This window comes from Mucilaginibacter gossypii (assembly GCF_017569325.2).
GTDB classification, from domain to species: Bacteria; Bacteroidota; Bacteroidia; order Sphingobacteriales; family Sphingobacteriaceae; genus Mucilaginibacter; species Mucilaginibacter gossypii.
Genome location: NZ_CP071878.2, coordinates 1213284 through 1235235, shown reverse-complemented (window position 1 = coordinate 1235235; position 21952 = coordinate 1213284). Strand labels below are relative to the sequence as shown.

The 21952-nt window shown below is 40.8% G+C and carries 20 protein-coding genes, 2 tRNA genes and 1 pseudogene; 14 read left to right on the top strand and 9 right to left on the bottom strand.

The window, feature by feature from the left end:
• The first annotated feature begins 148 nt into the window (after positions 1-148).
• On the top strand, positions 149-517 hold the full coding sequence (locus J3L18_RS05385) for a hypothetical protein (protein WP_129567589.1): 369 nt from the start codon (positions 149-151) through the stop codon (positions 515-517).
• Between the two features lie 16 nt (positions 518-533).
• Here the strand turns inward: J3L18_RS05385 and J3L18_RS05380 are convergent, their stop codons facing one another.
• Positions 534-728 (bottom strand): DUF2188 domain-containing protein, encoded by a 195-nt coding sequence (locus J3L18_RS05380; protein ID WP_091162486.1) that lies wholly within the window; start codon positions 726-728, stop codon positions 534-536.
• A gap of 210 nt (positions 729-938) precedes the next feature.
• Entirely contained in the window at positions 939-1754 is an 816-nt protein-coding gene (locus J3L18_RS05375; RefSeq protein ID WP_223266062.1) for an alpha/beta fold hydrolase, read from the bottom strand.
• A gap of 7 nt (positions 1755-1761) precedes the next feature.
• On the opposite strand from J3L18_RS05375, the gene J3L18_RS05370 reads away from it, so the two are divergent.
• A complete protein-coding gene (locus tag J3L18_RS05370) occupies positions 1762-1953 on the top strand; it encodes a hypothetical protein (protein ID WP_189549009.1) in 192 nt (63 codons plus the stop codon).
• A gap of 97 nt (positions 1954-2050) precedes the next feature.
• On the opposite strand, the gene J3L18_RS05365 is transcribed toward J3L18_RS05370, so the two are convergent.
• Together J3L18_RS05365 and J3L18_RS05360 are read right to left on the bottom strand one after the other, a co-directional pair.
• Positions 2051-2124: transfer RNA gene (locus J3L18_RS05365), tRNA-Pro, on the bottom strand.
• 94 nt (positions 2125-2218) lie between these two features.
• Positions 2219-2292 (bottom strand) — tRNA-Pro (locus J3L18_RS05360).
• A 225-nt stretch (positions 2293-2517) separates the two neighbouring features.
• On the opposite strand from J3L18_RS05360, the gene J3L18_RS05355 reads away from it, so the two are divergent.
• The 5 genes and pseudogenes from J3L18_RS05355 (at position 2518) to J3L18_RS05335 (ending at position 5303) form a co-directional block, all read left to right on the top strand.
• Positions 2518-2652 carry a hypothetical protein gene (locus tag J3L18_RS05355; protein WP_262511182.1) on the top strand — a complete coding sequence of 45 codons (135 nt, stop codon included), beginning with the start codon at positions 2518-2520 and terminating at the stop codon, positions 2650-2652.
• A 15-nt stretch (positions 2653-2667) separates the two neighbouring features.
• A pseudogene (locus J3L18_RS05350) lies at positions 2668-3720 on the top strand (NAD(P)/FAD-dependent oxidoreductase); the annotation flags it as partial.
• A 39-nt stretch (positions 3721-3759) separates the two neighbouring features.
• Positions 3760-4197: a helix-turn-helix domain-containing protein gene (locus J3L18_RS05345; protein ID WP_129571275.1), complete on the top strand. Its 438-nt coding sequence runs from the start codon at positions 3760-3762 to the stop codon at positions 4195-4197.
• Positions 4198-4246: 49 nt separating this feature from the next.
• Positions 4247-4660 carry a VOC family protein gene (locus J3L18_RS05340; RefSeq protein ID WP_129571276.1) on the top strand — a complete coding sequence of 138 codons (414 nt, stop codon included), beginning with the start codon at positions 4247-4249 and terminating at the stop codon, positions 4658-4660.
• Positions 4661-4766: 106 nt separating this feature from the next.
• Positions 4767-5303: a DinB family protein gene (locus tag J3L18_RS05335; protein WP_189549426.1), complete on the top strand. Its 537-nt coding sequence runs from the start codon at positions 4767-4769 to the stop codon at positions 5301-5303.
• Here the strand turns inward: J3L18_RS05335 and J3L18_RS05330 are convergent.
• Entirely contained in the window at positions 5277-6689 is a 1413-nt protein-coding gene (locus J3L18_RS05330) for an MFS transporter (protein ID WP_129571278.1), read from the bottom strand. The two genes, J3L18_RS05335 and J3L18_RS05330, sit on opposite strands and share 27 nt — an antisense overlap.
• Positions 6690-6814: 125 nt before the next feature.
• On the opposite strand from J3L18_RS05330, the gene J3L18_RS05325 reads away from it, so the two are divergent.
• Together J3L18_RS05325 and J3L18_RS05320 are read left to right on the top strand one after the other, a co-directional pair.
• Complete coding sequence (locus tag J3L18_RS05325) at positions 6815-7303, top strand: Lrp/AsnC family transcriptional regulator (protein WP_129571279.1); 489 nt, start codon at positions 6815-6817, stop codon at positions 7301-7303.
• A gap of 176 nt (positions 7304-7479) precedes the next feature.
• Positions 7480-8574: a pepsin/retropepsin-like aspartic protease family protein gene (locus tag J3L18_RS05320; protein WP_129571280.1), complete on the top strand. Its 1095-nt coding sequence runs from the start codon at positions 7480-7482 to the stop codon at positions 8572-8574.
• 150 nt (positions 8575-8724) lie between these two features.
• On the opposite strand, the gene J3L18_RS05315 is transcribed toward J3L18_RS05320, so the two are convergent.
• Together J3L18_RS05315 and J3L18_RS05310 are read right to left on the bottom strand one after the other, a co-directional pair.
• Entirely contained in the window at positions 8725-9525 is an 801-nt protein-coding gene (locus J3L18_RS05315) for a hypothetical protein (protein WP_129571281.1), read from the bottom strand.
• Positions 9526-9574: 49 nt separating this feature from the next.
• Positions 9575-10177, bottom strand: a complete 603-nt coding sequence (locus tag J3L18_RS05310; protein WP_129571282.1) for a hypothetical protein — start codon at positions 10175-10177, stop codon at positions 9575-9577.
• Positions 10178-10716: 539 nt separating this feature from the next.
• Here J3L18_RS05310 and J3L18_RS05305 point away from each other — a divergent pair.
• The gene (locus J3L18_RS05305) at positions 10717-10914 is read left to right on the top strand and encodes a hypothetical protein (protein ID WP_091162470.1); all 198 of its coding nucleotides are present in this window, start codon (positions 10717-10719) and stop codon (positions 10912-10914) included.
• 90 nt (positions 10915-11004) lie between these two features.
• Positions 11005-12777: a tetratricopeptide repeat-containing sensor histidine kinase gene (locus tag J3L18_RS05300; protein WP_129571283.1), complete on the top strand. Its 1773-nt coding sequence runs from the start codon at positions 11005-11007 to the stop codon at positions 12775-12777.
• On the opposite strand, the gene J3L18_RS05295 is transcribed toward J3L18_RS05300, so the two are convergent.
• Positions 12772-13413 (bottom strand): response regulator transcription factor, encoded by a 642-nt coding sequence (locus J3L18_RS05295; RefSeq protein WP_129571284.1) that lies wholly within the window; start codon positions 13411-13413, stop codon positions 12772-12774. The two genes, J3L18_RS05300 and J3L18_RS05295, sit on opposite strands and share 6 nt — an antisense overlap.
• Before the next feature lie 1355 nt (positions 13414-14768).
• Between J3L18_RS05295 and J3L18_RS05290 the strand changes: the two genes are divergently transcribed.
• From J3L18_RS05290 to J3L18_RS05280, 3 genes are read left to right on the top strand one after another with little or no spacing between them, the layout of a single operon-like run.
• Positions 14769-18008, top strand: coding sequence for a SusC/RagA family TonB-linked outer membrane protein (locus J3L18_RS05290; protein ID WP_091162465.1), 3240 nt, complete (start codon positions 14769-14771; stop codon positions 18006-18008).
• Positions 18009-18037: 29 nt separating this feature from the next.
• Positions 18038-19477, top strand: coding sequence for a SusD/RagB family nutrient-binding outer membrane lipoprotein (locus tag J3L18_RS05285; RefSeq protein WP_112658547.1), 1440 nt, complete (start codon positions 18038-18040; stop codon positions 19475-19477).
• A gap of 22 nt (positions 19478-19499) precedes the next feature.
• Complete coding sequence (locus J3L18_RS05280) at positions 19500-20393, top strand: BT_3987 domain-containing protein (RefSeq protein ID WP_129571285.1); 894 nt, start codon at positions 19500-19502, stop codon at positions 20391-20393.
• 243 nt (positions 20394-20636) lie between these two features.
• Here the strand turns inward: J3L18_RS05280 and J3L18_RS05275 are convergent, their stop codons facing one another.
• On the bottom strand, positions 20637-21860 hold the full coding sequence (locus J3L18_RS05275; protein ID WP_189549428.1) for a CehA/McbA family metallohydrolase: 1224 nt from the start codon (positions 21858-21860) through the stop codon (positions 20637-20639).
• Positions 21861-21952: the final 92 nt, after the last annotated feature.

Genomic DNA, 21952 nt, shown 5'->3' with positions numbered 1-21952 from the left:
ATTGGTTTTTTATGGCCAGACAAGGTGCATTAGTGACATTTAAGCGGCATATTATGACATGAGTTCACTCACCGCCGGTCTGCCAAACCAAATGAAAAACCCTTTATTTTCATCAGGGTGCACTATATTGCACATTCATTGAAAAACTATGAAAAAAACCGTGCCATTTGACTTCCTGCTCGATTACCTGCCGACAGGTATAATCATCAAGCCGGCGGTAGGCATGTTCTATATCTATTTCGATAAAAAGATTGTGCTGATCTTCCGAAAGGTTAGTAAAAATCCGCAGCATAACGGTATTTGGATCTCTACCACGCGGGAAAATCATGCCAGCCTCAAAGGGGAAATACCGGCCATCACTGATTTTGTATTAGACGAGGGCTTTGATACAGCCTGGCTCCTGCTTAGTGACAACCACGATGATTTTGAAATTTCAGCAATCCAGCTTTGCGAACTTGTTTCGCGCAGGGATAAAAGGATCGGTAAAGTAACCCCCAAAAGCGCAGCGATGTTTTAATAGCCTCCTGAACAATTTAATCGTTGTCAGCATCAGCTTCTTCGGGATGATCTTTAAAATATTCCCGTGCCTTTTTTAAACCTGTGGCTATGGCCAGGCCTTCATCCCCGCTTTCCTTCAAAATTTCATTAGCAATTTCTACGGCCTTTTCCCGCAATTTGGGTGGTTGATTTTTGTAAGATGGCGGGTAGTCTCCGTTATACCAGGGCATGCTTCCTCCTTTTAGGCAACAACAATTACGATGAAGATTTGATTGAAAAAAGTGTTGATTGAGAGGCAAGAAGATTCAAAACATTTCTTCAAAGACCATTTGAACTACTCTTTCAAATACTTACAAAGCCAATATCCTTACGAGAGAAGCTGCCTGATCAAAAAGCTAAATTCTGATAACGTTTTTCTGTTAGCATGCATTTGCATCAGCTTACTTTAAAAAATTGCTCAAGTAGGTCAACAGCGTTGTTGTCTGCATCATCAGGCTTACATGTCCTTGCGAAGGGACTATGGCCAATTGCGATTTTGGCATTGGCGCTAAATCAGCAGAAACACTGCCGCCTGATAATTTATATGTTTTTGCCAATTCAATTTTATCCAGCCCATCGTTATCACCGGCTATGATCAATACCGGAGCAGAAATTTTCGAAATATTGTCATCACCGAAGTCGAACGGCTCCTGCGCGAAAGCGATCATCTGCCCTATAAACTTTGACCATTTTGTTTTATCTGGGGCTATTGCATCGTATGTGGCTTTCATAGGAGTATTCATAAAAAGTTCGGGCTTCCAGGATTTAAATGCATTGGTTATTTCAGGCAGCCAGCCGCTACTTTTATAAGTAGAAGAAATGATCACTAATTTTTTTAACCGTTTAGGGGCTTGTATGGCAAATTTGTAAGCCACAGAGCCACCCATACTATATCCTGCTACGTCGGCACTGTCAATTTTCAGGTAATCCATCACTCCTTCTACATCATGCGCTAAGGTAGCATATGATAACTTTCTATCCGAAAACGGTGTATGTCCGTGTCCCTGTAATTCAATGGCAATTACTTTCCTGTTTTTTGATAGTTCAGGGATCAATTCGGCCCAGTTTCCGTCAATTGTCATAAAAGCGCCATGCAGTAAAATGAGCGGCTTACCCTCGCCATATACCTCATAATAAACTTTGATACCGTTCACAGGCGCATAGCCACTGTTGGAAGGCTTTATTTGTTGTCCGTTTGATCGTAATGTTGCAAACATAATTACAATGAACAGTATTGATTTAAGAGCATTAAGTGCATGGAGTAAATTTTTCATGGCGTTTAAGTTTGATTTTATTATCAATACAAAAATGGAACTCATTTCAGGGTTTGATAGCGTGCAAAAACGACTACTTAGGGGAGAATTGCGACAAAATATGCTTGTAAGCGAAGAAATGACTCTGGTTGCTCACCGTTAAAGAAGATCAAGCATGGAAGCAAATAAACATGAATCTGTAAAAAGAAAACCCTCTAAAATTTCAATTTAGAGGGTTTTGATACTTGGTATCACTTTTGTCGGGATGGCAGGATTCGAACCTGCGGCCTCCACATCCCAAATGTGGCGCGATACCGGGCTACGCTACATCCCGCTTTGGCTTTCGCCGGGTATTATGGTTTTTCCAATCAGAAAAGAAAACCCTCTAAAATTCAATTTAGAGGGTTTTGATACTTGGTATCGCTTTGTCGGGATGGCAGGATTCGAACCTGCGGCCTCCACATCCCAAATGTGGCGCGATACCGGGCTACGCTACATCCCGTCTCCCTGATTGGGTGTGCAAAAGTATGATTTTAAATTAAGTTGCAAAATTTTTTTTGAAAGATTTTGCAAGCCTGCCTATAATCTGCTCATTAACAAAATATTGCCTTAAATTAAATTCTTAATGGTTTCTCAAAATGCTGAACAACCCTGTTATTACACTTGATTTCCCTCCAAAAAACTTAAAAAAGGATTGCATGTTGTTATGCTATAGCTGTTCAAATCCATGAATTTATATGAACAACAGCCTTACTGGCTAATAAAAAATGGCATAATTGCCTCCTACCCTTCTCTTCAAAAAGATTTGAAGCTGGATGTGGCCATTATTGGAGCCGGCATCAGCGCCGCTTTAACAGCCTGACAGCTCCGCAACTCGGGTTTAAGTATAGCTGTTTTTGATAAGCGCCACGTTGGTATGGGCAGTACCGCGGCCAGCACTGCGTTCCTGCAATATGAAATTGATACGCCCCTTACAACTTTAAAAGCCCTGGTTGGCGAAGCAAATGCCGTAACAAGCTATCAACTTTGCCGCAAAGCTATTTATGACATTGCTGATTTATGTAAATCGCTTAAACCTGCCTTTGATTTTAGCTTGAGGCCAAGTTTGCAGTATGCCAGCTTCAAAACACATACAAATTCACTAAATCAGGAATATAACTTCCGTAAAAAGCATGGCTTTGAGGTACAATGGCTCGAAGCTGATGAAATTGAACAGAAATTCGGGTTTAAGGCTTCCGGGGCTATTTTCTCCACAGATGGCGGGGAGGTTGATGCATATCTGCTTACCCATGCTTTACTTACAAATTTTGGCAAAGCCGGTCATAAAATATACAGCAACACCGATATTAAAACCATTGAGCATCATAAACAAGGCATAACGCTGCAAACCGCCAATGGCTCAGTTATCAAAGCTAAAAAGCTGATTATTGCATGCGGTTACGAAAGTTTAAAATACGTCCCTAAAAAGATAGCCGAAATTAACTCAACTTACGCACTGGTTTCGGAGCCTTTGCCCGATATACGTTTCTGGTATAAGAACAGTTTGATTTGGGAAACTGCCGTACCCTACATGTATTTTAGGGCCGTAGGCGAAAACCGGATCCTTGTTGGAGGCCGCGATGACCTGTTTCATCATCCGCATATACCGCCTTCTGTTATTAAACGAAAGGCGAATATGCTACAGCAGGCTTTTCTCAAAAAAATGCCGCACATCCCATTAAAAGCTGATTTTAGCTGGGCCGGTGCTTTTGCAAACACAAAAGATGGCTTGCCTTATATTGGCTGTATCCCGGAAAGACCGGACACTTATTTTGCGCTTGGTTTTGGAGGTAATGGTATCACTTTTAGCGTAATTGCTGCCGAAATTCTCCATGACCTTATCCTGGAGAAAAAGAACGAACATGTTCAATTGTTCAGTTTTAACAGGTAGCGCGTTTTCAAATAATAAAAGCCGATATTTATACCCGAAATGACCGATCAATTACCCAAAATATACCTTTACCGCAGGCTTGTACAGGCTAAGTTGTTCATTGATAAAAACTATCATGAACCGATCGACCTGAACGATATTGCCGACGAGGCGTATTTTTCCAAATATCATTTCATCAGGTTGTTTAAGAACATCTATGCTAAAACACCGCATCAGTACCTCATCCAGGTGCGGGTTGAAAACGCCCGGCTGCAATTAAAAAAAGGCCTTCCCATTGCTGATGTTTGTTATGCTGTAGGTTTTGACAGTGTTACTTCATTTTCTGCTTTATTTAAAAAGATCACCTCCTGTTCTCCTGCCAACTACCAGCAAACAGAACTTAAACGGCAGGCGGAAATGCAGCAATCTCCCCTCAAATTTATACCTGGTTGTTTTGCCCGGGAAAAAGAATGGCTGCGAAATCGCAATTTTCAATAAGCCCGGTTCTTTTTTGATAACGACTTTTGGTTTGTCAAACAACATTAACATGATAACCAAATTAAACCATGTAAGCGTATTTGTACTTGACCAGGACAGCGCTTATGATTTTTATGTAAACAAATTAGGCTTTACCGTAAATACAGATGCTGCCATGGGGCCGGGAATGCGCTGGCTTACTGTGTGTGCTCCCGGGCAACCCGAATTGGAAATATCACTCATGGCCATAACGGAGGGAATGATGTTCGACGCACAGTCGGCACATCAAATGCGCGAATTGGTACAGCGCGGTACCTTTGGGTTCGGCGTTTTTGAATGCAACGACCTTATAGCTACTTACGAAGAGTTAAAAGCGAGAGGCGTTGAGTTTACTAAAGCCCCCACCAAAGAGTTTTACGGCTTTGAAGCCTTATTCAAAGACGACTCGGGTAATTGGTTTTCATTGGGTGAAAAGCAAAGATAAACGCCTGCACACGCAATGGCGCAAAAACACCCCAATTATGGCACAAACGACAAGGTGTAAATTTTGATTTTGCATGGAGATTTGTATAAATCATTTTCAAAACATCATGGAAAATCAAATAACCACCACCCTCCAAACCGATGCACGCATTAACTTACTGGCAGTATTTGAGGATACTGCCAGCAACCTTTTATCAACCATTGCTTTATTCAATGAGCAACAAATTAATATTGTACCACCCCACGGCGGATGGACAGCCGGACAGATAGCGGAGCATGTTTTTAAATCGGCTTTACAACTTGTCCCGGTACTTAACGGCTCCGACAAAGCAGCAGAAAGAGATCCGGCCGAAAAAGTCAAAATGATAAAAGACCTGTTTCTTGATTTTGAGGCTAAATTCAAATCAGCACCAAACATATTGCCATCAGATGGGCCGCACAATAAATCTGAGCTTATCGAATTATTACAAACAGTTATCACCCAGGTTAGAGAAATAATTAACTCCAAAGATCTTTATGCCATTAGTACTGACCTGGTAGTTCCTTTTTTTGGTGAGCTTACCCGGTTAGAATGGCTCTATCTTATTTGCTATCATACTCAGAAGCACATTCACCAGTTAAAAAACGTCGGGCAGCCTTTGTGATTCGTTTAATGATACCTGCATGTTCCTGGCTACCGAATTTGCAACGTAAATAATGAGCCACAGCAAACCGGTTAAAGCATACATACTAAGTATAACAAGCGATAAAGTGCTTACGGAAGCGCCTTCATCGCTTTTTTGCATAAATAGTGTGAGTATAGACAAACCTACTCCGGCACCTAAAAAGTAAGCGGTAGTACCCAGGCTTGATGCCAACCCGTAGTGTTGTTTGGGGATGTTTTTTACAGCAAGTACCGACAAACTTGTAAAACAGATGGTCATACCTAAACCAGATATAAAAGCAGCAGATAACAGCAGTAAAGGGAGAGAGTAGCCTGCGAATACCGCACAAATTAAAACCAGTCCCCCGGTTAACATACAACTCATACCCAACAACCCGGTTTGTTCGGTTGTTAACCGTTTCATGATGCCTGGCAGCATAAACTTAGCCACCATGGCCGATAAAAAACTAAAAGGTACCAGTAACAAGCCCGACCGTGCCGCGGTGTAATGCATATCTTTTTGCAATAATTGAGATATAATGAAAAGGTAACCGGTAAAAAACGCGCCTAATAAAATGAATACGCCATTTGCGGTAATAACTGATGATGCTTTAAAAACCGAAAGATCTATCAGCGGATTCGCACATCGGGTTAAACGAACATATAACAGCCTCATGCAAACAACCACGCCTATGGCACAAATTATAATAAAAGTATATTGTTGTTTGATATCCGCAAGCTGGTGTACACCGTAACTAAGCATCAGCAAACCCATCACCAATAAAATACCCGAAAACAGATCGGGAGACGACTGCCTTTGTTCAGGAGCGTCATTAGCCAGGCACAGCCAGCCTATAACAGTAATAAAAACCAGTATTGGCACATTAATCAAAAACACCCAATGCCAGCCTAAATAAGTGCTGATAATACCGCCTATGGAAAGGCCGCTTCCTGAACCAACCGCCGCGAATGAGCTAAAGATTCCGATAGCCTTGCTCCGCTCCCGTTCTTCGGTAAAAGTATGCGTTACTATGGAAAGTGCCGATGGCATGATCAACGCTGCTGCCAAGCCTTGTACAGCCCTCGATAAACTAAGAAACACAAAAGTATCTGATAAGCCGGCACCTAATGAAGTTACCAGGAATAATACCGCACCGGCAATAAAGACCTTCTTTGGTCCGGCAACATCAGACAGCTTCCCTCCTATAATCAGGAAACCGCCGTACAATAGCACATAGAGCGTTTGAAGCCATTGAACCTGGTCGTTAGTGACCACAAACTGCTTTTGTATTGCCGGAATGGTGAGGTTAATGATGGCGATGTCAAGTGCTTCGACAAATATGGCCATAGAGGCTATGATCAGGACTTTGTTCTTTTTTAGTGCCATAATTTTGATTTTTGTCCTTTCAAAACTATATTAATAGAAATTAACAATATTATTTATTATAATTTTGGAACATAATTAAAAATTCAAACGCTTTAAAAGAACAAACGCCCAATTAACACACCGTTATGGCCCCACAAACAGAACAAGAAAAAGCCGGCATCCAGCTTGATGAAAAAGATTACGAAATATTACGGCTGGTTGAACGGAATGCCAAGCTTACCGTGCGGGAAATTGCCGTTAAAATCAACCTAAGCCCTACGCCCGCACATGAACGCATTAAACGCCTCGAAAAAGCGGGGGTTATTAAAAGCTATACCGCCATTTTAGATAAGCGGATGCTGAACAAACGTATCATGGTTATTTGCATGGTAACCCTGCGCGAACATAGCCGCAAAGCAGGTGCCGATTTTATTAACGCTGTACTGGAATTTGACGAAGTGATAGAATGTTATAACATATCTGGCGATTTTGATTTTATGCTCAAAATTGTTTCTGAAAGTATGGATAGTTACCATTCGTTCTTTGTAAATAAACTAAGCGAAGTAAGGGGCATTGGCCACTCAAAAAGCACTTTTGTAATGGATATTATCAAAGAAACCAATCATTTGCTTTAACTTAACACAATAGCAGCGTTCTCAGTCCGTTTATATGTCCGGATAATTAATCGGTTCAACACCCTGTTTTATCGATTCATTAACCCGGTATATCAAATTGTTATCTTAATTTTAAGCTCAACTAAAACGGCACTTTTATCGTAATTATTACCAACCGGGTTTATATACAGACATATATGACTGCAAAACATTTACTTTTTACTTCCAAAATTATTGGTTGTTTATTAATAACGGTTGCCTTTTCTTCCTGTAAAAAAGATAAAACCGTACCGCCTCAAACACAAGTTAGTCCTGTTACGCTTGGTTTATATGAATACGCCAGCGGGGTAAACAAACGGATCTTTTTACCCATTACGCTGGTAGGCACAAAAGCAGTGACTTATTATACCGTGTTTGATACAGGTTCATCAGGGATGACACTTGATGCCGCAGGTATCCTGCCTGCATCAATGATCACATCGTCAGGCATCCAGTTTACCGGGGATTCGGTGGTTGTGAACGGTATTACGGTTACTAATACCAAGGGCACGATAAGCTTTGGCGACCAGTTAAGCTCTACGAAAGAATACGGCAATTTAGCCTACGCTAATATCACCATCGGCGACGCACAGGGCAACCTTACGTTAAAAAGGGTGCCATTTTTTTTATACTACAAAATAGTTGATGAAACTGGTGCGCAATTATCGGCCCATGCCAGCGATGTTTTTGGTGTTGGCCCCGGTACAAGTTATATAACCAGCCTGATTCAAAGCCCATTAAGATCCTTTAGCGCCGGCACAGGTCTTACAAGCGGATTTAAGCTGGCCACGTTAAATAAAAGCTTATTTTCTACCAGTGGAACTTATGTAAGCAATCTGTTAACTATCGGCTTAAGCAACAGCGATCTTTCATCATCTGGATTCATTATGCACCCGCTTTCTTATTCAAACAGCGGCGGATACTCGCCTAATATCCCCGCAACTATTACTTACAATGGAAAGACCATCTCCGGACAGATTTTGTTTGATACCGGCACCCCATCAACTACTGTAATTGAAGACAGGCTGGCAACCAATTCAGTAGGCAGCCTTCCCGCAAATTCGACCGTAACTGTAACTACCAACAAGGGATTTGTTTATACTTATACAACATCAAGCACCGGAAACCTAACAGAAGTGCAAAATCCCAATAATACGGGTGATTACCGTACCATTTTCAGTCTCGATTTTTTCATCAGTAATGAATACCTAACCGATTATGGCAACCACCAGATCGGGTTAAAAAACAACTAAATATTAATACTTTAAAGGCGATAACATTATTTTCAAAAACCCGGCCTCATAATTTCTGCTCCTTTTTTATCCCCTGTAACCAGATGACTTTTTCAATGCGCTACAAATTTACAGCGGCGCTTTTTTAAATAAATCAAAGGAGATAAAAGTCTATTTTTTATTACAGATCTCCGTAACTGCAGTACGACGGGTGGCGGTGTAAACTATTCCATTTACCATTTCATAGCCAGTAGAAACGCTTTGCGAATAGCGTTTTAAAATAACCCCGGTATTGTTATCTATGAGTATTGATCCGTTTATCCGGCTATTTAAGCTGCCGCCTAAAACCGAAGTTTTATAGGTAACAACAGTAGTCGTACTGCTTATTGCATAAACTGTATAGTTGGTTTCGGCCGATGAAGTAGTAACCTTCCATGAATAGCCCTTTTTAAGTGTGATGCCAACCGGAAAATCAACCATTAACTGTATTGTAGTCCCTGGCGACAGCCGTTCGGGCTGGATGCCGGCAAAAGATAAAAGTGTATCATTGGCAACAGCCGGGCGTTTTAAATTCAGGATCTCGCCTTTGTTGTTTACTGAAACTATCGATTGATTATTGAACATCTTTTGCAAACCAACCTGGATAACAGAATTTGGGTCGGCAGGTTTACCTGAGTTATATACCAGGTTCTGGTTCATTGCATTTATGGTATCGATAAGCTTATCAGTAGTAATAGTAAAAGAGGCCCCCCTTTCAGAAGCATCGGTTACCTTGTAGGTTTTAACAACTACTGAAACCGAACCAACACGCAAAGTTTGGCTGCCGCGCTGTAAAACACAATTTGACTTTGTATTTACCTGCCTTTGAAACTCATCTCCCTGTTTAAATCTGCCCTGGGCATAGGTAACACCGCTCGCAAAAGCTAATATTATAACAAATATATATTTTAACTCAATTGGGGTACTTTTCATTTTGGTATTCTTGTTATAATGCCTTTAATAATTTGACATTATGTCACAGTTAGTGTTTTTTCCTGTTTGATTGGGGTTTGCCTTTTAACTTATCATCCTTCGTTCCCGCAGGCGATATCATTTTAAAGCTCTCGCTTTCGGGAATTTCCGGGATAGACCAGGGTGTAAGATTTTCGGAAGGCTGTAAAAGCGGTACCGTACTTGTTATATCGGGCATTATCGGAATGGGGCCCTTTATAATATTCACCTGGCCTGATACGGTTGGCTCAACAGGCGCTGGCGGTAATTCCGGCGATTCTGGCAAAGGGAGGTCCATAACCGCTGAAAACTGAAGGTCCTGCATTGTTTGCTTTGGCAAATGCGGAGCTTCGGGCGCTTCAGGCGATGGAATTTCAGGTAACCCCGCAGTTGCACCATTAACATCGGGTTGGCCAGGTGCATCAACCACAGGCGGCGTTGAGCCAACTGCAGCCAGCACAGGCATTTGAGTTGCTGAAACAAAGGGCTGAGCAATTACCGGGATATCCGTAAGCGTAAGTACAATCGGCTTACCCGCCGAACCACTGCCATGGGTGTTTCCTTTGGTAATTGTACCAGGTGTTAATGGCGGCGGCACATTCCAGTCCGACTGATTATTACGGCTCTGGGCCATTGTATTACTTAAGCCCCCCCAGGCAACTAATAACCAAATAAAGCATGGTATTAAGCTGTTGAGTCGCCGGTTTCTCTCCTTTTTTTGGACGATGTATGACATTTCCATTTAATTATCTTTATGCAGAAAGCAATTGCTTTCAATACAATCAGTCAGTTTTATTTGGTGAATAATAGCTTATTAATTTAATTTTTATTGATTGTTAATGAGCAATAATGATTTTGGGTATAGGTTAGAATTACATTGCAAAATCATTATTAAAGTTAATCCTTTTTATCGATTACGGCACACGGCTTTCCAATATATGCTATCTGTATAATACTAAATAGTGTTTCTACATGATATACTTACCTCCAATATTTCATCTGTAAAAATAAGCTTTATGGTGTTACTCCAAAATACCAACTGCTTTGTATTGTGTGAATTTCGGCCTCTCCATAAAATTGTACTGTCAAGCACGATGGTGAAATAATATAAAACAAAGCCATAAATGGTTTTGAACAAATTAATTCATCGCGTTTCATCTAAATTAAAAAACCATGGAAAGTACTTTAAATTACCTCGCGGGCTTTGTTTCCCTAACTTTTATGGGATTATCAGCTATGTATAAATTTAAGCTCGAAAAATTGCAGGGAACAGGCAAAATACCCAACATTATCAGTGCCAGGCAACGGCAAATTGTGTTTTTCGTGTTAGCCGTATTATCTGCTTTAATAATATTCATATCCAGATTTTAAAAACACATTAACTGGTAACAACCCCAGGCCCAACGACTTTTGCTGATAAATATCAAATTACTATCTTTAACCGGGACCAAAAACCCGGATATGAAATACCCTTTGTTTTTTCTGCTTATTTTGGCTGTAATTCCGTGTTGCGGTCAAAATATTGATAGTTTAAAAAAGGTTGTTTTCAGCAAATCACCCACACAAAAACGCTTAACCGCCGCTACTCAGATTGCCAACTATGCGGCTGAAACAAATCCGACCAAAACCATCATTGTTGCAAAAGAAGGACTGAACCTTGCACATAAGCTAAACAATAAAAAAGCAATTACTTTACTATCGCAAACTTTAGGAGAAGCCTATTTCCAAACTAACCAATATGATTCCGCATCATATTATTACAACATTGCCGCCGTTGCACTCAACAAAATAAATCAACAGTACATTTTAACCGATGGTTACTACAGGTTAGCGAAAGCGTATGTAAAATTAAAAAATCATAAAAAAGCGCTTGAATTTTGCATGCTGGCAATTTCATACGCCCCAAAAACCGGCGACCGTACAGAATTGACAGAAGCCTTAAACCTGGCCGCGACGTTATATGAGGCAAAAAACAATTACCGGGAGGCCTTAAATTACTCCAGGCAGGCTTTCGACATAAAAGACTCTTTAAACCTTGCCCGGCAAACAAATGAAAACACCTCTGAAGCATACAGCCATAAATTTATGGGGGATGTTATGGGAAGTATTAAACCAAACGACTCAGAACAGGAAATTTTAAAAACCATCGATGTCAAAAAATCATTAAATGATACCCTTGCGCTTTCAATTAACTATTTTAACCTTGGCGTATTGTATAAAAACAAACGGTTATATCTACAATCTCTCGATGCATTAAAAAACAGCCTTCAGTTTGCCACACAAATAAATTATGCAGATATGCAAAGAAGCGCCACAAATGAAATAGCTGATTTGTATGAGCAATTGGGCGACTATAAGCAATCGCTGATTTATTTAAAAAAGCATGCAGCAATTAAAACCTCAGGCAACAGCACCATTGATGAACTACAGGCAAAATACGAAATAAAACAACGTGAAGACCAGGTACTGCAACAGCAATTTGAAATAACAAAGCGTAATTACTGGATGGCGGGTATCTGTGTTTTTATACTTTTAATGTTCTTCACAGGCTTTTTTTATTATAAACAAAACAAGCTAAAACAGCGCAATATGGCAATGCAGGCTATAATTGCGGCTGAGGAAAGTGAAAGACAAAGAATTGCCAGGGATTTACATGATAGTGTGAGCCAAATAATATCGGCGGCAAAAATAAACCTGTCAGTTATAGGCAGTGAATTACCTTTCATAAATGAAGAGCAAAGAACCCGTTTTGAAAAAGCACTTAACCTTGTTGACTATGGATTTAAAGAGGTAAGAACGATATCACATAATATGATGCCCTGGGCACTTCATAAAACAGGGTTAGCACAAGTAATTAAACAATTTATTGAGAATATCAAGAACAATAATATTGCAATAAACTTTTTTTGCCAGGGGTTTGATTCGCCGTTTGACGATACCATCGAGATCATTTTATACCGGGTATTACAGGAAAGTGTAAACAATGTAATGAAGCACGCTCATGCCGACAGGGTTGACATTTCACTTATAAGAAGCGATGAAAACATCAGCCTCACTATTGAAGATAATGGCATAGGCTTTGACGCAACCAATCCTGATATTTTTAAAGGCATGGGCTTAAACAATCTAATGTCGCGGATAAATTTTTTAAAAGGCAGGGTTGAATTTGATTCGCATCCTAACAGGGGGACACTTGTTTCTATTTATATCCCACTCACCAATAAACCTTTATAAGTTATATTGCATTATAAACCGGTTAAGCTCAACCGGATTTTTCAGATTAAGCTTTTGCATAATATTTTTACGGTGTGTTTCAACAGTATAAATACTTAAGTGAAGATGATCGGCCATTTGCTGGTTGGTAAAATTCTGTTTTATAAATTGTAAAAGTTCAGTTTCCCGCTTAGTAAGCTGGAACTGCTTTAAAAAAGGATCTGGTTCATTAGGCATGGAATTAACAACCGGCTGTTTGCAGGGAAAACACAGTTGCCCTTGCGCTACGGAGCGCATTACCTGTAATAGTTCAGCCTTCCCGACATTTTTGAACAAGTAGCCGCTGGCACCTTCAGCCTTTGCTTTTTCAATCAGGTGCTCCTCATTATATGTGGAAAGCATGATTACCTTAATTTTAGGATAGTAATCCTTTATCCGCTTAAGTACGTCGAACCCGTTCATACCCGGCATATTGATATCAAGCAATATGAAGTCTGGTGTTTGGGTGTGTAACAAATGCAATAATTCCTTACCGGTTGCTGCAACGCTCATTACCTCTATATCTGGCTCTCCCTGCAACAACATGTGTAAGCCGTTTATAAATAAAGTATGGTCATCTGCTATTATTACTGATAGTTTTTCCACGGTGCTTTCCATATAATAAATTCACTGTAAATCTATATTTTATCTTTATTTCATAAAATACCAACTGATTTGTATTGTGCATCCCAGCCTCTGTTCATAAAATTGTTCTACCGAAACAAACTTAAAAAAATGAAAAGCCATCGCACATCTTATTTATATGAATTACGCTTACCCGGTTACTGTACCCAATATATACCGAAATCTATTAACAGAAAAAAGTGATGGAATACTTTATTAGCACATTTATAATAATGCTGATTTGTATAATCGCATTATTACAGGATAAATCTTATGACAACGGGATAGTTTTACCAAGGCCTCAGAGCAAACTTCCAGACCGAAGAGATTACCGGTTACTTAAATACAACCAAGCCTCCCACTCTATTTCGAGGATATCCCCTCAATTACTTGTTAGTGAATATGGAGCTCAAACAGGTTCATTAGCGACATCATCAACAGCCAGGCTCGTCTATCCCTCAAATTTTAACAGGACAAAAGTATTACAACCAAAGTCTAACCCAACTATTCAATCAAATACTGAAAAAGATACAGATGTCGCAAACGCTTTTTGCTCACAATGCAATTTAAGCTTCTTTGCTCCTGCCTGCAACTATTACAAACAATCCTTTAAGGTTGCATAATCGGCAGATGACAACTTCATGGCGGCGGATATTTGCTATCTGGCAATTAATGAAGTAATTAAGCTGCATTGAAGTGCTAAGTGCCGCCCCCCATTTTTATTAAACCACAAAAAATGGCTGCAATCAAAATACCTTGCTATTACAGTTTGACAATTAAATTCCTTTTAAAACATTTTATTTAAAAACAGAATCTGACAAAAAATAATAATATATACAGAATACAAATAATTAAAAACCTAACAATCAATTAATTAAATATTTATAAAAGCAATTCGGGTATTACAAGCAAAAGCTTTCACCCATTAATTTTTTAATATTCAGTCATTTGTCACTTTCTTTTTACAAAAAATATTATTATTTTTAAAAAAGTAAACTAAAACGTTTTTCTCAAACGTATATTTAGTTTTTTAATTTAAAAAAGAACACGCTTTTTCAATTATTACTTACATATCTCATTAATACTGGCTTTATAAAGTAATATTTCATGTCATTTTCCATAAACATCGTACCAACCGCCCTGAAAATTAAAATTCATATAAATTTTATATGAATTTCATATGAAGAATTCAAAAAAAACCACATTTCACTTATTTTGCATTAACGTTTTATCAATTTTTTTATAAATATTTTAATATATATAAAAAACTTTAAAAAAAATTTAACTTTTTTTTCATTTTATTACAAAAATTGTAGTTTTGGATATTAACTAAAACTGATTTTTTAACAATGAAAAAACTCCTACTCGCAAGCTGGTGTTTGTTCATGCTATTTTTTAGTGTGGTACATGCACAAAACAAAACGGTTACCGGCCGGGTAACTTCAAAAGACGATGGACTACCGCTGCCAGGCGTGTCCGTAAGAGTTGTAGGTACCACGCTCGGTACGCAAACAAATGCAGATGGTAAATTTTCTTTATCTGTTCCTGCCTCTGCAAAATCTTTAGGCTTTAGCTTTATTGGCTTTACATCTCAAACAGTTGAAATCACTTCGACACCATTAGATGTTAAACTAACAAGCAGCGCTAATAAACTATCAGAAGTGGTAATTACTGGTGCTTATGGTACCAAACAGTCATCACGATCGGCTTCATATGCAGCACAGGTAGTAAAGTCAGATGCATTGAACACTATCCGCCAGCCTAACGTTAACAACGCATTGGCAGGTAAGGTTGCAGGTGTTCAGGTACGTAGCCAGTCGGCTGCAGCTTTGGGCCGCAATACCAACATCAGGCTTCGTGGTGCTACAGGCTTTGGTAGCGGTAACAACCCTTTATATGTTGTTGACGGTACAATAATGCCAAACGCCGACGATTTGAGCAATGACGACATCGACAACATTAGTATTTTGAATGGTCCTGCAGCATCTGCTCAGTTCGGTTCACAGGGAGCTTATGGCGCTATCGTTATCTCAACTAAAAAGGGTAAAAAAACCAAGGGCGTTGGTGTTGAATTAAACCTTGGTGCCAATTTCGACAAGGCTTATATTCTGCCTAACTACCAAAACAGTTATGGTGGCGGTGCTTCTGCAGATTTCATTCAATACCATTGGAAAGACGGCGATCCTGAAGGATGGAAAGCTTTAGATGGCAAATATTACCCGGATTATACCGACGACAGTAGTTGGGGCCCTAAAATGGTTGGCCAGGAATATATTCCATGGTATGCATGGGCTGCTGGTACCAAATACTCTTTCAAAACTGCCAAATGGACCCCACAGCCAGATAACGCAAAGGATTTCTTCCGCACCGGTGTTTCTTTAAATAACAGTGTGGCATTTACTAAAGCAGCTGATGATTACAACATCAGGATGTCATACAATAACCAGCACACTACAGGTATAGTGCCTGAAACCTGGCTAAACAAAAACAACTTCACCTTAAACGCCAACTACGATCTTAACAAACACCTCACAGCAGGTGCAAGTATTAACTTTTCGGGTACACAACTTCATGGCCAGATCAGTGATGCTTACGCAAGTGCGTCAAGTGGCTCGTTCAACTCATGGTTCCACCGTGATTTGGACATGGGTATCATGAAAGAGTTACAGGATCTAAAATCACCTGACGGTACCTATGTAAGCTGGAACCACCAAAACCCTAACTCATACGATCCATCAAACCCGGGCTCGTTTTATGCGGGTAACTATTGGTACAACCCTTATTTATGGCAAAAACAATGGCAAAACCTTAACACTCGCGACCGTTTGTACGGAAACATATACTTACAGTACAAGATCAATAATGATTTAAGCTTCAAGGTTACATACCGCCGCAATCAAACCAACACCTGGAACGAAGGCAAAATTTCATCTGAAATACAGGCAAGCGGCACTCAAACAGGTCAAAAAGCAGGTTATGGCACTTCAACATCATACTCAAACCGCGAAAACTACGAAACCTTGCTTAACTATGATAAGCAGATCAAAGATTTCCACCTGAATGTTAATGCCGGTAGCGATTTTTACAACTGGAGTTACAAAGACAACGGTGCAAACACCAACAATGGTTTAAGCGTTCCGGATTTGTATACATTAGCAAACTCTGTCGATCCGATCAGTGCCAGCAATACCAGGATCCAGGAGCAATACCGAGCGGTATTTGCAAAAGCTTCTGCCAATTACAAAAGGATTGTATATGCTGATGCGACTTTACGTAACGACTGGTTTTCAACCATCTCTACTATAAACAACGCTAACTCAGTGTTGTCAAAATCATTTGGTGGGTCATTCGTATTCAGCGAGGTATTACCTGAATTTAAAGACTGGTTAAACTATGGTAAAGTAAGGGGATCATGGGGCCAGGTACCATTAGCCTTAGGTAACTCAACCGAAACATTTGGCGCATACAGGAACAATACACTATACGGTATAGCTCCAAATAAATGGAATGGCGCCTTATTGCAAGGTGGCCCAACCCAATTTGTTGACCCTGCCTTACATGGCACAACCACTACTTCAAAAGAGATTGGTTTAGACTTAGGTTTCTTTAACGACCGTTTAACTTTTGGCGCTACTTACTGGGCTGCAGATGACAAAGACCTTCCATTGGGCTTAGCGGTTAACGCTGCCAGTGGTGTATCATCTATCCTGACCAACGTAGGTTTGATCAAACGGAGAGGTTTGGAGATAACTGCAAGCGGCACCCCTATCCGGTTACCAAACTTTAGCTGGACAATCAATGCCAACTTTGCACAGTTATTGGATAATACAGTAGTAGAGATCAGCAATAAATACGGTGTTGACCGTGTGCAGGTTGCAGGTGTATGGGGTACAGACATGCCTTACCTGATCAATCAAAAAGGCAAATGGTGGGGCCAAATTTACGGTAACGGTATCAAACGCAATGCTGCCGGGGTCCCAATTCTTACTTCATCCGGCGCTTACATCAATGATCCTAACGTATATTTCGGCAGTGCGTTGCCTAAATATACCGGTGGTATACAAAATACATTCACTTTATTTAAAGAGTTTGTGTTGAGCGCAAATATCGACTATCAGTTTGGTGGCAAATTCGCTTCATTATCAAACCGTTGGGGTCAATATAGCGGTTTAACGGCTAATACGGCGGCACTTAACGATAAAGGCATGTCGGTACGTGACCCTGTTGCTGATGGTGGCGGTGTTAAAGTTACCGGTGTTGATGCCGACAATAAAGCCGTGACCTATTACGTCGACGCAAAATCATACTATCAGGGTTTAACAAACAATAAAACTTACGATCCCTACATCTACGACTTGACTTTCATCAAACTTCGTGAGGTTGCTGTAGGTTACAACCTGCCGATTAAAAGATGGGGTTTAGGAAATGTATTCCAATCGGCAAGGATTGATTTAACCGGCCGTAACTTATTGTTGATATACGCTAAATCTAAGGATTTCGATCCGTCAGAGATCACCGCGACAGAAGGTGAAACTGCCCAATACCCAGGCACGAGGGGTTTTGGTTTCAACCTAAAAGTAACATTCTAAGCGAACAAGGATTATTAGACTAAGAAAAAATGAAAAAGATATATCTATATACATTAGCGGGCGCGTTTACCTTTTTAGGCGCGGGTTGCAATAAGCTAAAGGATTTTGGCGACGTAAACAACAATCCTGCAGCAACAGTAACGCCGATACCTTCGGCCTTGTTATCAAACGTTGAAGCAGGCTTAGGCGGTTATGCTTCAACCGGCACCGAAGCGATAAGCGGAGGCCAGTACGCTCAATATTTTACCGAAACGCAGTATTCAGGTACTTCATTGTACAACCTGCCCCAAAACGGGTTTACAGGCAATTATGCAGGTAATCTTAATAACCTGCAGCTTATCATTAACCAAAACCCAAGTAAAAACATGGTTAATGTGGCTAAAATACTGCAGCAATATATTTTCTGGATAGTAACGGATTCGTGGGGCGATGTTCCTTACAGCGACGCACTCAAAGGGGCGGCCAACATATTGCCTAAATATGATTCCCAGGAAACCATTTATAAGGGCATACTTACCACGCTGACTACGGCTATAAATTCGTTTGATTCATCGCCAATAAGCGGTGACATCATTTATGGTGGTGATGTGGCATCATGGAAAAGAATGGCAAACTCCCTTAAATTGCTTGTTGCAATTCAAATGTCAAAGGTAACCGCTTCTTCTTCCATCGCATCTGCGGCAACCAACGAAGCTATTACCCCAGCTAATGGAGGAGTAATAACTACTACCGATCAAAACTTCAAACTTCAATATCCTGGAGGTAATTACAAAAGCGCATGGTGGAACCTGTATAACGGGCGTAAGGATTTTGCCGAATCAAAAACCCTTACCGATTATACCGCGAGCACCAGCGATCCGCGTCAGGCAGCTTTTGGCGGCGAGAGTGAGCAGGCGGGTAACGTTACGACATCAAATATTGGCGTTCCATACGGCTTAGCGCGTTTAGCGGTGACCTCTTTTACCGACGCTAACCCAAAATGGGCACGTGTTTTACGCGGCGACTTCAGGCTTGAAAACGGATCAGTAACCCTGATCACAGCTGCAGAGGTGTGGCTGGCAAGGGCCGAAGCTGTAAACCTGGGCTGGATCACTCCAACAACATCTGAAACAGTAGCCATCGATTTCCAAAATGGTATAGGTGAATCGTTCGTACAGTGGGGGCTAACATCTGCTGCGGGTAAAACTTTCGCACAAGGCTTAGGCACACCTAACATTCAGCTAATTTCAACTCAGCGTTGGGTGGCAAGTTACCCTGACGGCCATATGGCCTGGGATATCTGGAGGAAAAGTGGATACCCAGTACTTACGCCTGCTCCTGATGCTACAAACGCATCAAAGCAAATTGTAAGGAGGTTTGTATATGCTACTTCAGAGTACAATACCAACGGCGCAAACGTTAGCGCGGCAGTTACACGCATGGGCGGCGATACTCAGGATACGCGAGTTTGGTGGGATGGTGGTAAATAATCATTTTAAAAATTGACACAACATGAAAAAGAACATATTCAATAAATATTTGCTTGTTGCCTGTATCGGATCTGCGATTGCTTTTTCAGGCTGTCGGAAAGAAACCATTGCTGATAAGGTTGGCGGGCAGGCTATGGACAATGGCAAGTCGTTTGTCGGCTTTCCAGACGGTCTTGAACAACAGCATTTCTTTGATCCATTCACAAACATTAAAACTGTTGATGTATTTTCTATCAAACGCGACGCAAAAAGCGCTGCTGATTTGCAAAAAGATCAAACTGTGGTCTTAAAAGCAATTCCAGACGCAATTGATAAATACAACGAAAATAACGATACGGAGTATGAATTACTGCCAACAAGTCTGTATACAATAAGCAGCACCAAAGTTACTGCCGGAACTTCGGGAAACCTAAATGCTAAATTTGCTCCTGGCGACTTCCAGAACTATTTTACCATCAAATTAAATGGAAGTAAATTTGATCTGACAAAAAAATATGCGCTTGCATATATAATCAGTGACGCTGCCGGTTTAACCGTCCATGCTGAAAGCAAGGACACGCTATACACCTTCTTCGCTATCAAAAACAAGTATGATGGTGAATACCACTCAACTGGTATTTTTCACCATCCTGTGAATGGCGACCGAGCAATTGATCGGGATAAAACCCTTACTACAGCTGGTGCTACAGCCGTAAGCACAGAAATTGGTGATATTGGCGGATCAATGACCCTGACTGTAAATGAAGCTACAAACGAGGTAACCGTTTCTGGTAATGTTAGTGCAACCCAACCGTTATTACCTGTTGCCGGGAAGAAAAGCATTTATGACCCTGCGACTAAAAGCTTCATACTAAATTACAGGTACCCAGCCGGTACAGGTGATCGTGTTATTGAAGAAACTATCAAACACAAATAATAAAAAATCAAAAAAGAGCCGTTTTGCATTGCATAATGCGGCTCTTTTTATATCCTGTTACATCACATAATTGATGACATACTGACCTTATTAAACTAAACAAATCCGTATTGAATTGGGGTTTTAACAATTATTATAAAACACCAACACTTTTAACTGCAGCTTCGTTCTTTTAGTTAATAGTTACAACAAGAAACCGTACACAGTAAGCTCGTGTACGGTTTTCCCTATTATATTCGGTTGTCAGAAATTCGGATCAAAATTAAAACAGATCGGGTTTGACAATCCTACCATATTACCGCTCAGTGCTGCTGATTGCGGCACCTGAGGGTAAGGTGTAGACGGCCCTTCTACCGTCACCCGGTAATAAGTACGGCCGGCTATTGCCGGTGTATCGGTAAATTCAATCATGGGCATTTTGCCTTCCATTTTAAAAGTACCAAACGGGTTGCCGTTTTTTACCACATTGATAGTGTAAGTGGTATCCTTCATACTGTTTCCGGTTAACTGAACCTTAAATTTAACCGGCTTACCAGTTGCCTTTACATTATCCCCCATCATCATATCCATTTTATCGTCGCCATTTAAATCAGCATAAAACTCAACACGAGGAGCATATGGGTTTGAACTTATGGATACCCGTCCGTTGGTTAAGGCGTCAATAACGGCTTGCTTAGTACGTGCAGTTGCAAATACCCAGGTAGTAGGCGTTCCCGCATAATTGGCTTTAGCCTGGTAAGTATTAGGGCCTGGTTTTTCATCCCCTACAGGCACGCCGTGATGAGCATCGCTCCCTCCCCTGCCGGTTAGCTTTCGGCCCGATGACAGCATATCATCCCAGATCATGATCGCATTGGCATTTTTTGACCAGATGGCCGAATTCCATACCTCGATAGAATTAACCATATCATACGAATACCCAAAATGATCTTTACCGCTGGGATGGTTTGCAGACAGGTGAATACCCAGCTTATTTTTTATGCGCCCCACCACAGTATCGCGCTGATCGCGCACATCAAATAACTGCTGATGATCATAAGGCCTGGCCGAAAAGGCGTTACCATGGCCTCGGGTAGTTGTCCATTCGGCAGCGTAAAGCAGCAATACCGAATCTGATTTAAACTCCGGATCAGCCCAGGTATTGTGTGCTACGTCGCCTTCTACATGATTATCGTGATCGGTAATAGCCAGGAAATCGATCCCTACCAACCTGCAAAAAGTGATGATCTTGCTGATTGAATTATTTGACGACTCCTTGCTATGCCTGGAGTGCATATGCAACTCGCCTTTAAGCCAGATACCCTGACTGAGACTGGCCGGCGGCGGCAGTGTGCCCAGCAGTTTGGGAGCCCAGGGATTTACATGGGCCGATTGACCCAGTACAGAACCGCCGATGCAGCCCGCAACCATAATTATTAAACCGGTTTTAATTAACAGCCCAATGTTCCTGTTAGTGCTTAGTACCATAAGTAATTTCGTCGATCTTTTTATTGTGTAATACTTTCGGCAGCCAACTTAGCCCACTCATATTAGCTAACCGTTAACAGGAACAAATGATA

What these genes read in the sequence shown, in the direction of transcription:
- J3L18_RS05385 (WP_129567589.1), top strand. Translation starts at nt 149, where the DNA reads ATGAAAAAAACCGTGCCATTTGACTTCCTGCTCGATTACCTGCCGACA.
- J3L18_RS05380 (WP_091162486.1), bottom strand. Translation starts at nt 728, where the DNA reads ATGCCCTGGTATAACGGAGACTACCCGCCATCTTACAAAAATCAACCA.
- J3L18_RS05375 (WP_223266062.1), bottom strand. Translation starts at nt 1,754, where the DNA reads ATGTTTGCAACATTACGATCAAACGGACAACAAATAAAGCCTTCCAAC.
- J3L18_RS05370 (WP_189549009.1), top strand. Translation starts at nt 1,762, where the DNA reads ATGAACAGTATTGATTTAAGAGCATTAAGTGCATGGAGTAAATTTTTC.
- J3L18_RS05355 (WP_262511182.1), top strand. Translation starts at nt 2,518, where the DNA reads ATGAATTTATATGAACAACAGCCTTACTGGCTAATAAAAAATGGCATA.
- J3L18_RS05345 (WP_129571275.1), top strand. Translation starts at nt 3,760, where the DNA reads ATGACCGATCAATTACCCAAAATATACCTTTACCGCAGGCTTGTACAG.
- J3L18_RS05340 (WP_129571276.1), top strand. Translation starts at nt 4,247, where the DNA reads ATGATAACCAAATTAAACCATGTAAGCGTATTTGTACTTGACCAGGAC.
- J3L18_RS05335 (WP_189549426.1), top strand. Translation starts at nt 4,767, where the DNA reads ATGGAAAATCAAATAACCACCACCCTCCAAACCGATGCACGCATTAAC.
- J3L18_RS05330 (WP_129571278.1), bottom strand. Translation starts at nt 6,689, where the DNA reads ATGGCACTAAAAAAGAACAAAGTCCTGATCATAGCCTCTATGGCCATA.
- J3L18_RS05325 (WP_129571279.1), top strand. Translation starts at nt 6,815, where the DNA reads ATGGCCCCACAAACAGAACAAGAAAAAGCCGGCATCCAGCTTGATGAA.
- J3L18_RS05320 (WP_129571280.1), top strand. Translation starts at nt 7,480, where the DNA reads ATGACTGCAAAACATTTACTTTTTACTTCCAAAATTATTGGTTGTTTA.
- J3L18_RS05315 (WP_129571281.1), bottom strand. Translation starts at nt 9,525, where the DNA reads ATGAAAAGTACCCCAATTGAGTTAAAATATATATTTGTTATAATATTA.
- J3L18_RS05310 (WP_129571282.1), bottom strand. Translation starts at nt 10,177, where the DNA reads ATGGCCCAGAGCCGTAATAATCAGTCGGACTGGAATGTGCCGCCGCCA.
- J3L18_RS05305 (WP_091162470.1), top strand. Translation starts at nt 10,717, where the DNA reads ATGGAAAGTACTTTAAATTACCTCGCGGGCTTTGTTTCCCTAACTTTT.
- J3L18_RS05300 (WP_129571283.1), top strand. Translation starts at nt 11,005, where the DNA reads ATGAAATACCCTTTGTTTTTTCTGCTTATTTTGGCTGTAATTCCGTGT.
- J3L18_RS05295 (WP_129571284.1), bottom strand. Translation starts at nt 13,413, where the DNA reads ATGGAAAGCACCGTGGAAAAACTATCAGTAATAATAGCAGATGACCAT.
- J3L18_RS05290 (WP_091162465.1), top strand. Translation starts at nt 14,769, where the DNA reads ATGAAAAAACTCCTACTCGCAAGCTGGTGTTTGTTCATGCTATTTTTT.
- J3L18_RS05285 (WP_112658547.1), top strand. Translation starts at nt 18,038, where the DNA reads ATGAAAAAGATATATCTATATACATTAGCGGGCGCGTTTACCTTTTTA.
- J3L18_RS05280 (WP_129571285.1), top strand. Translation starts at nt 19,500, where the DNA reads ATGAAAAAGAACATATTCAATAAATATTTGCTTGTTGCCTGTATCGGA.
- J3L18_RS05275 (WP_189549428.1), bottom strand. Translation starts at nt 21,860, where the DNA reads ATGGTACTAAGCACTAACAGGAACATTGGGCTGTTAATTAAAACCGGT.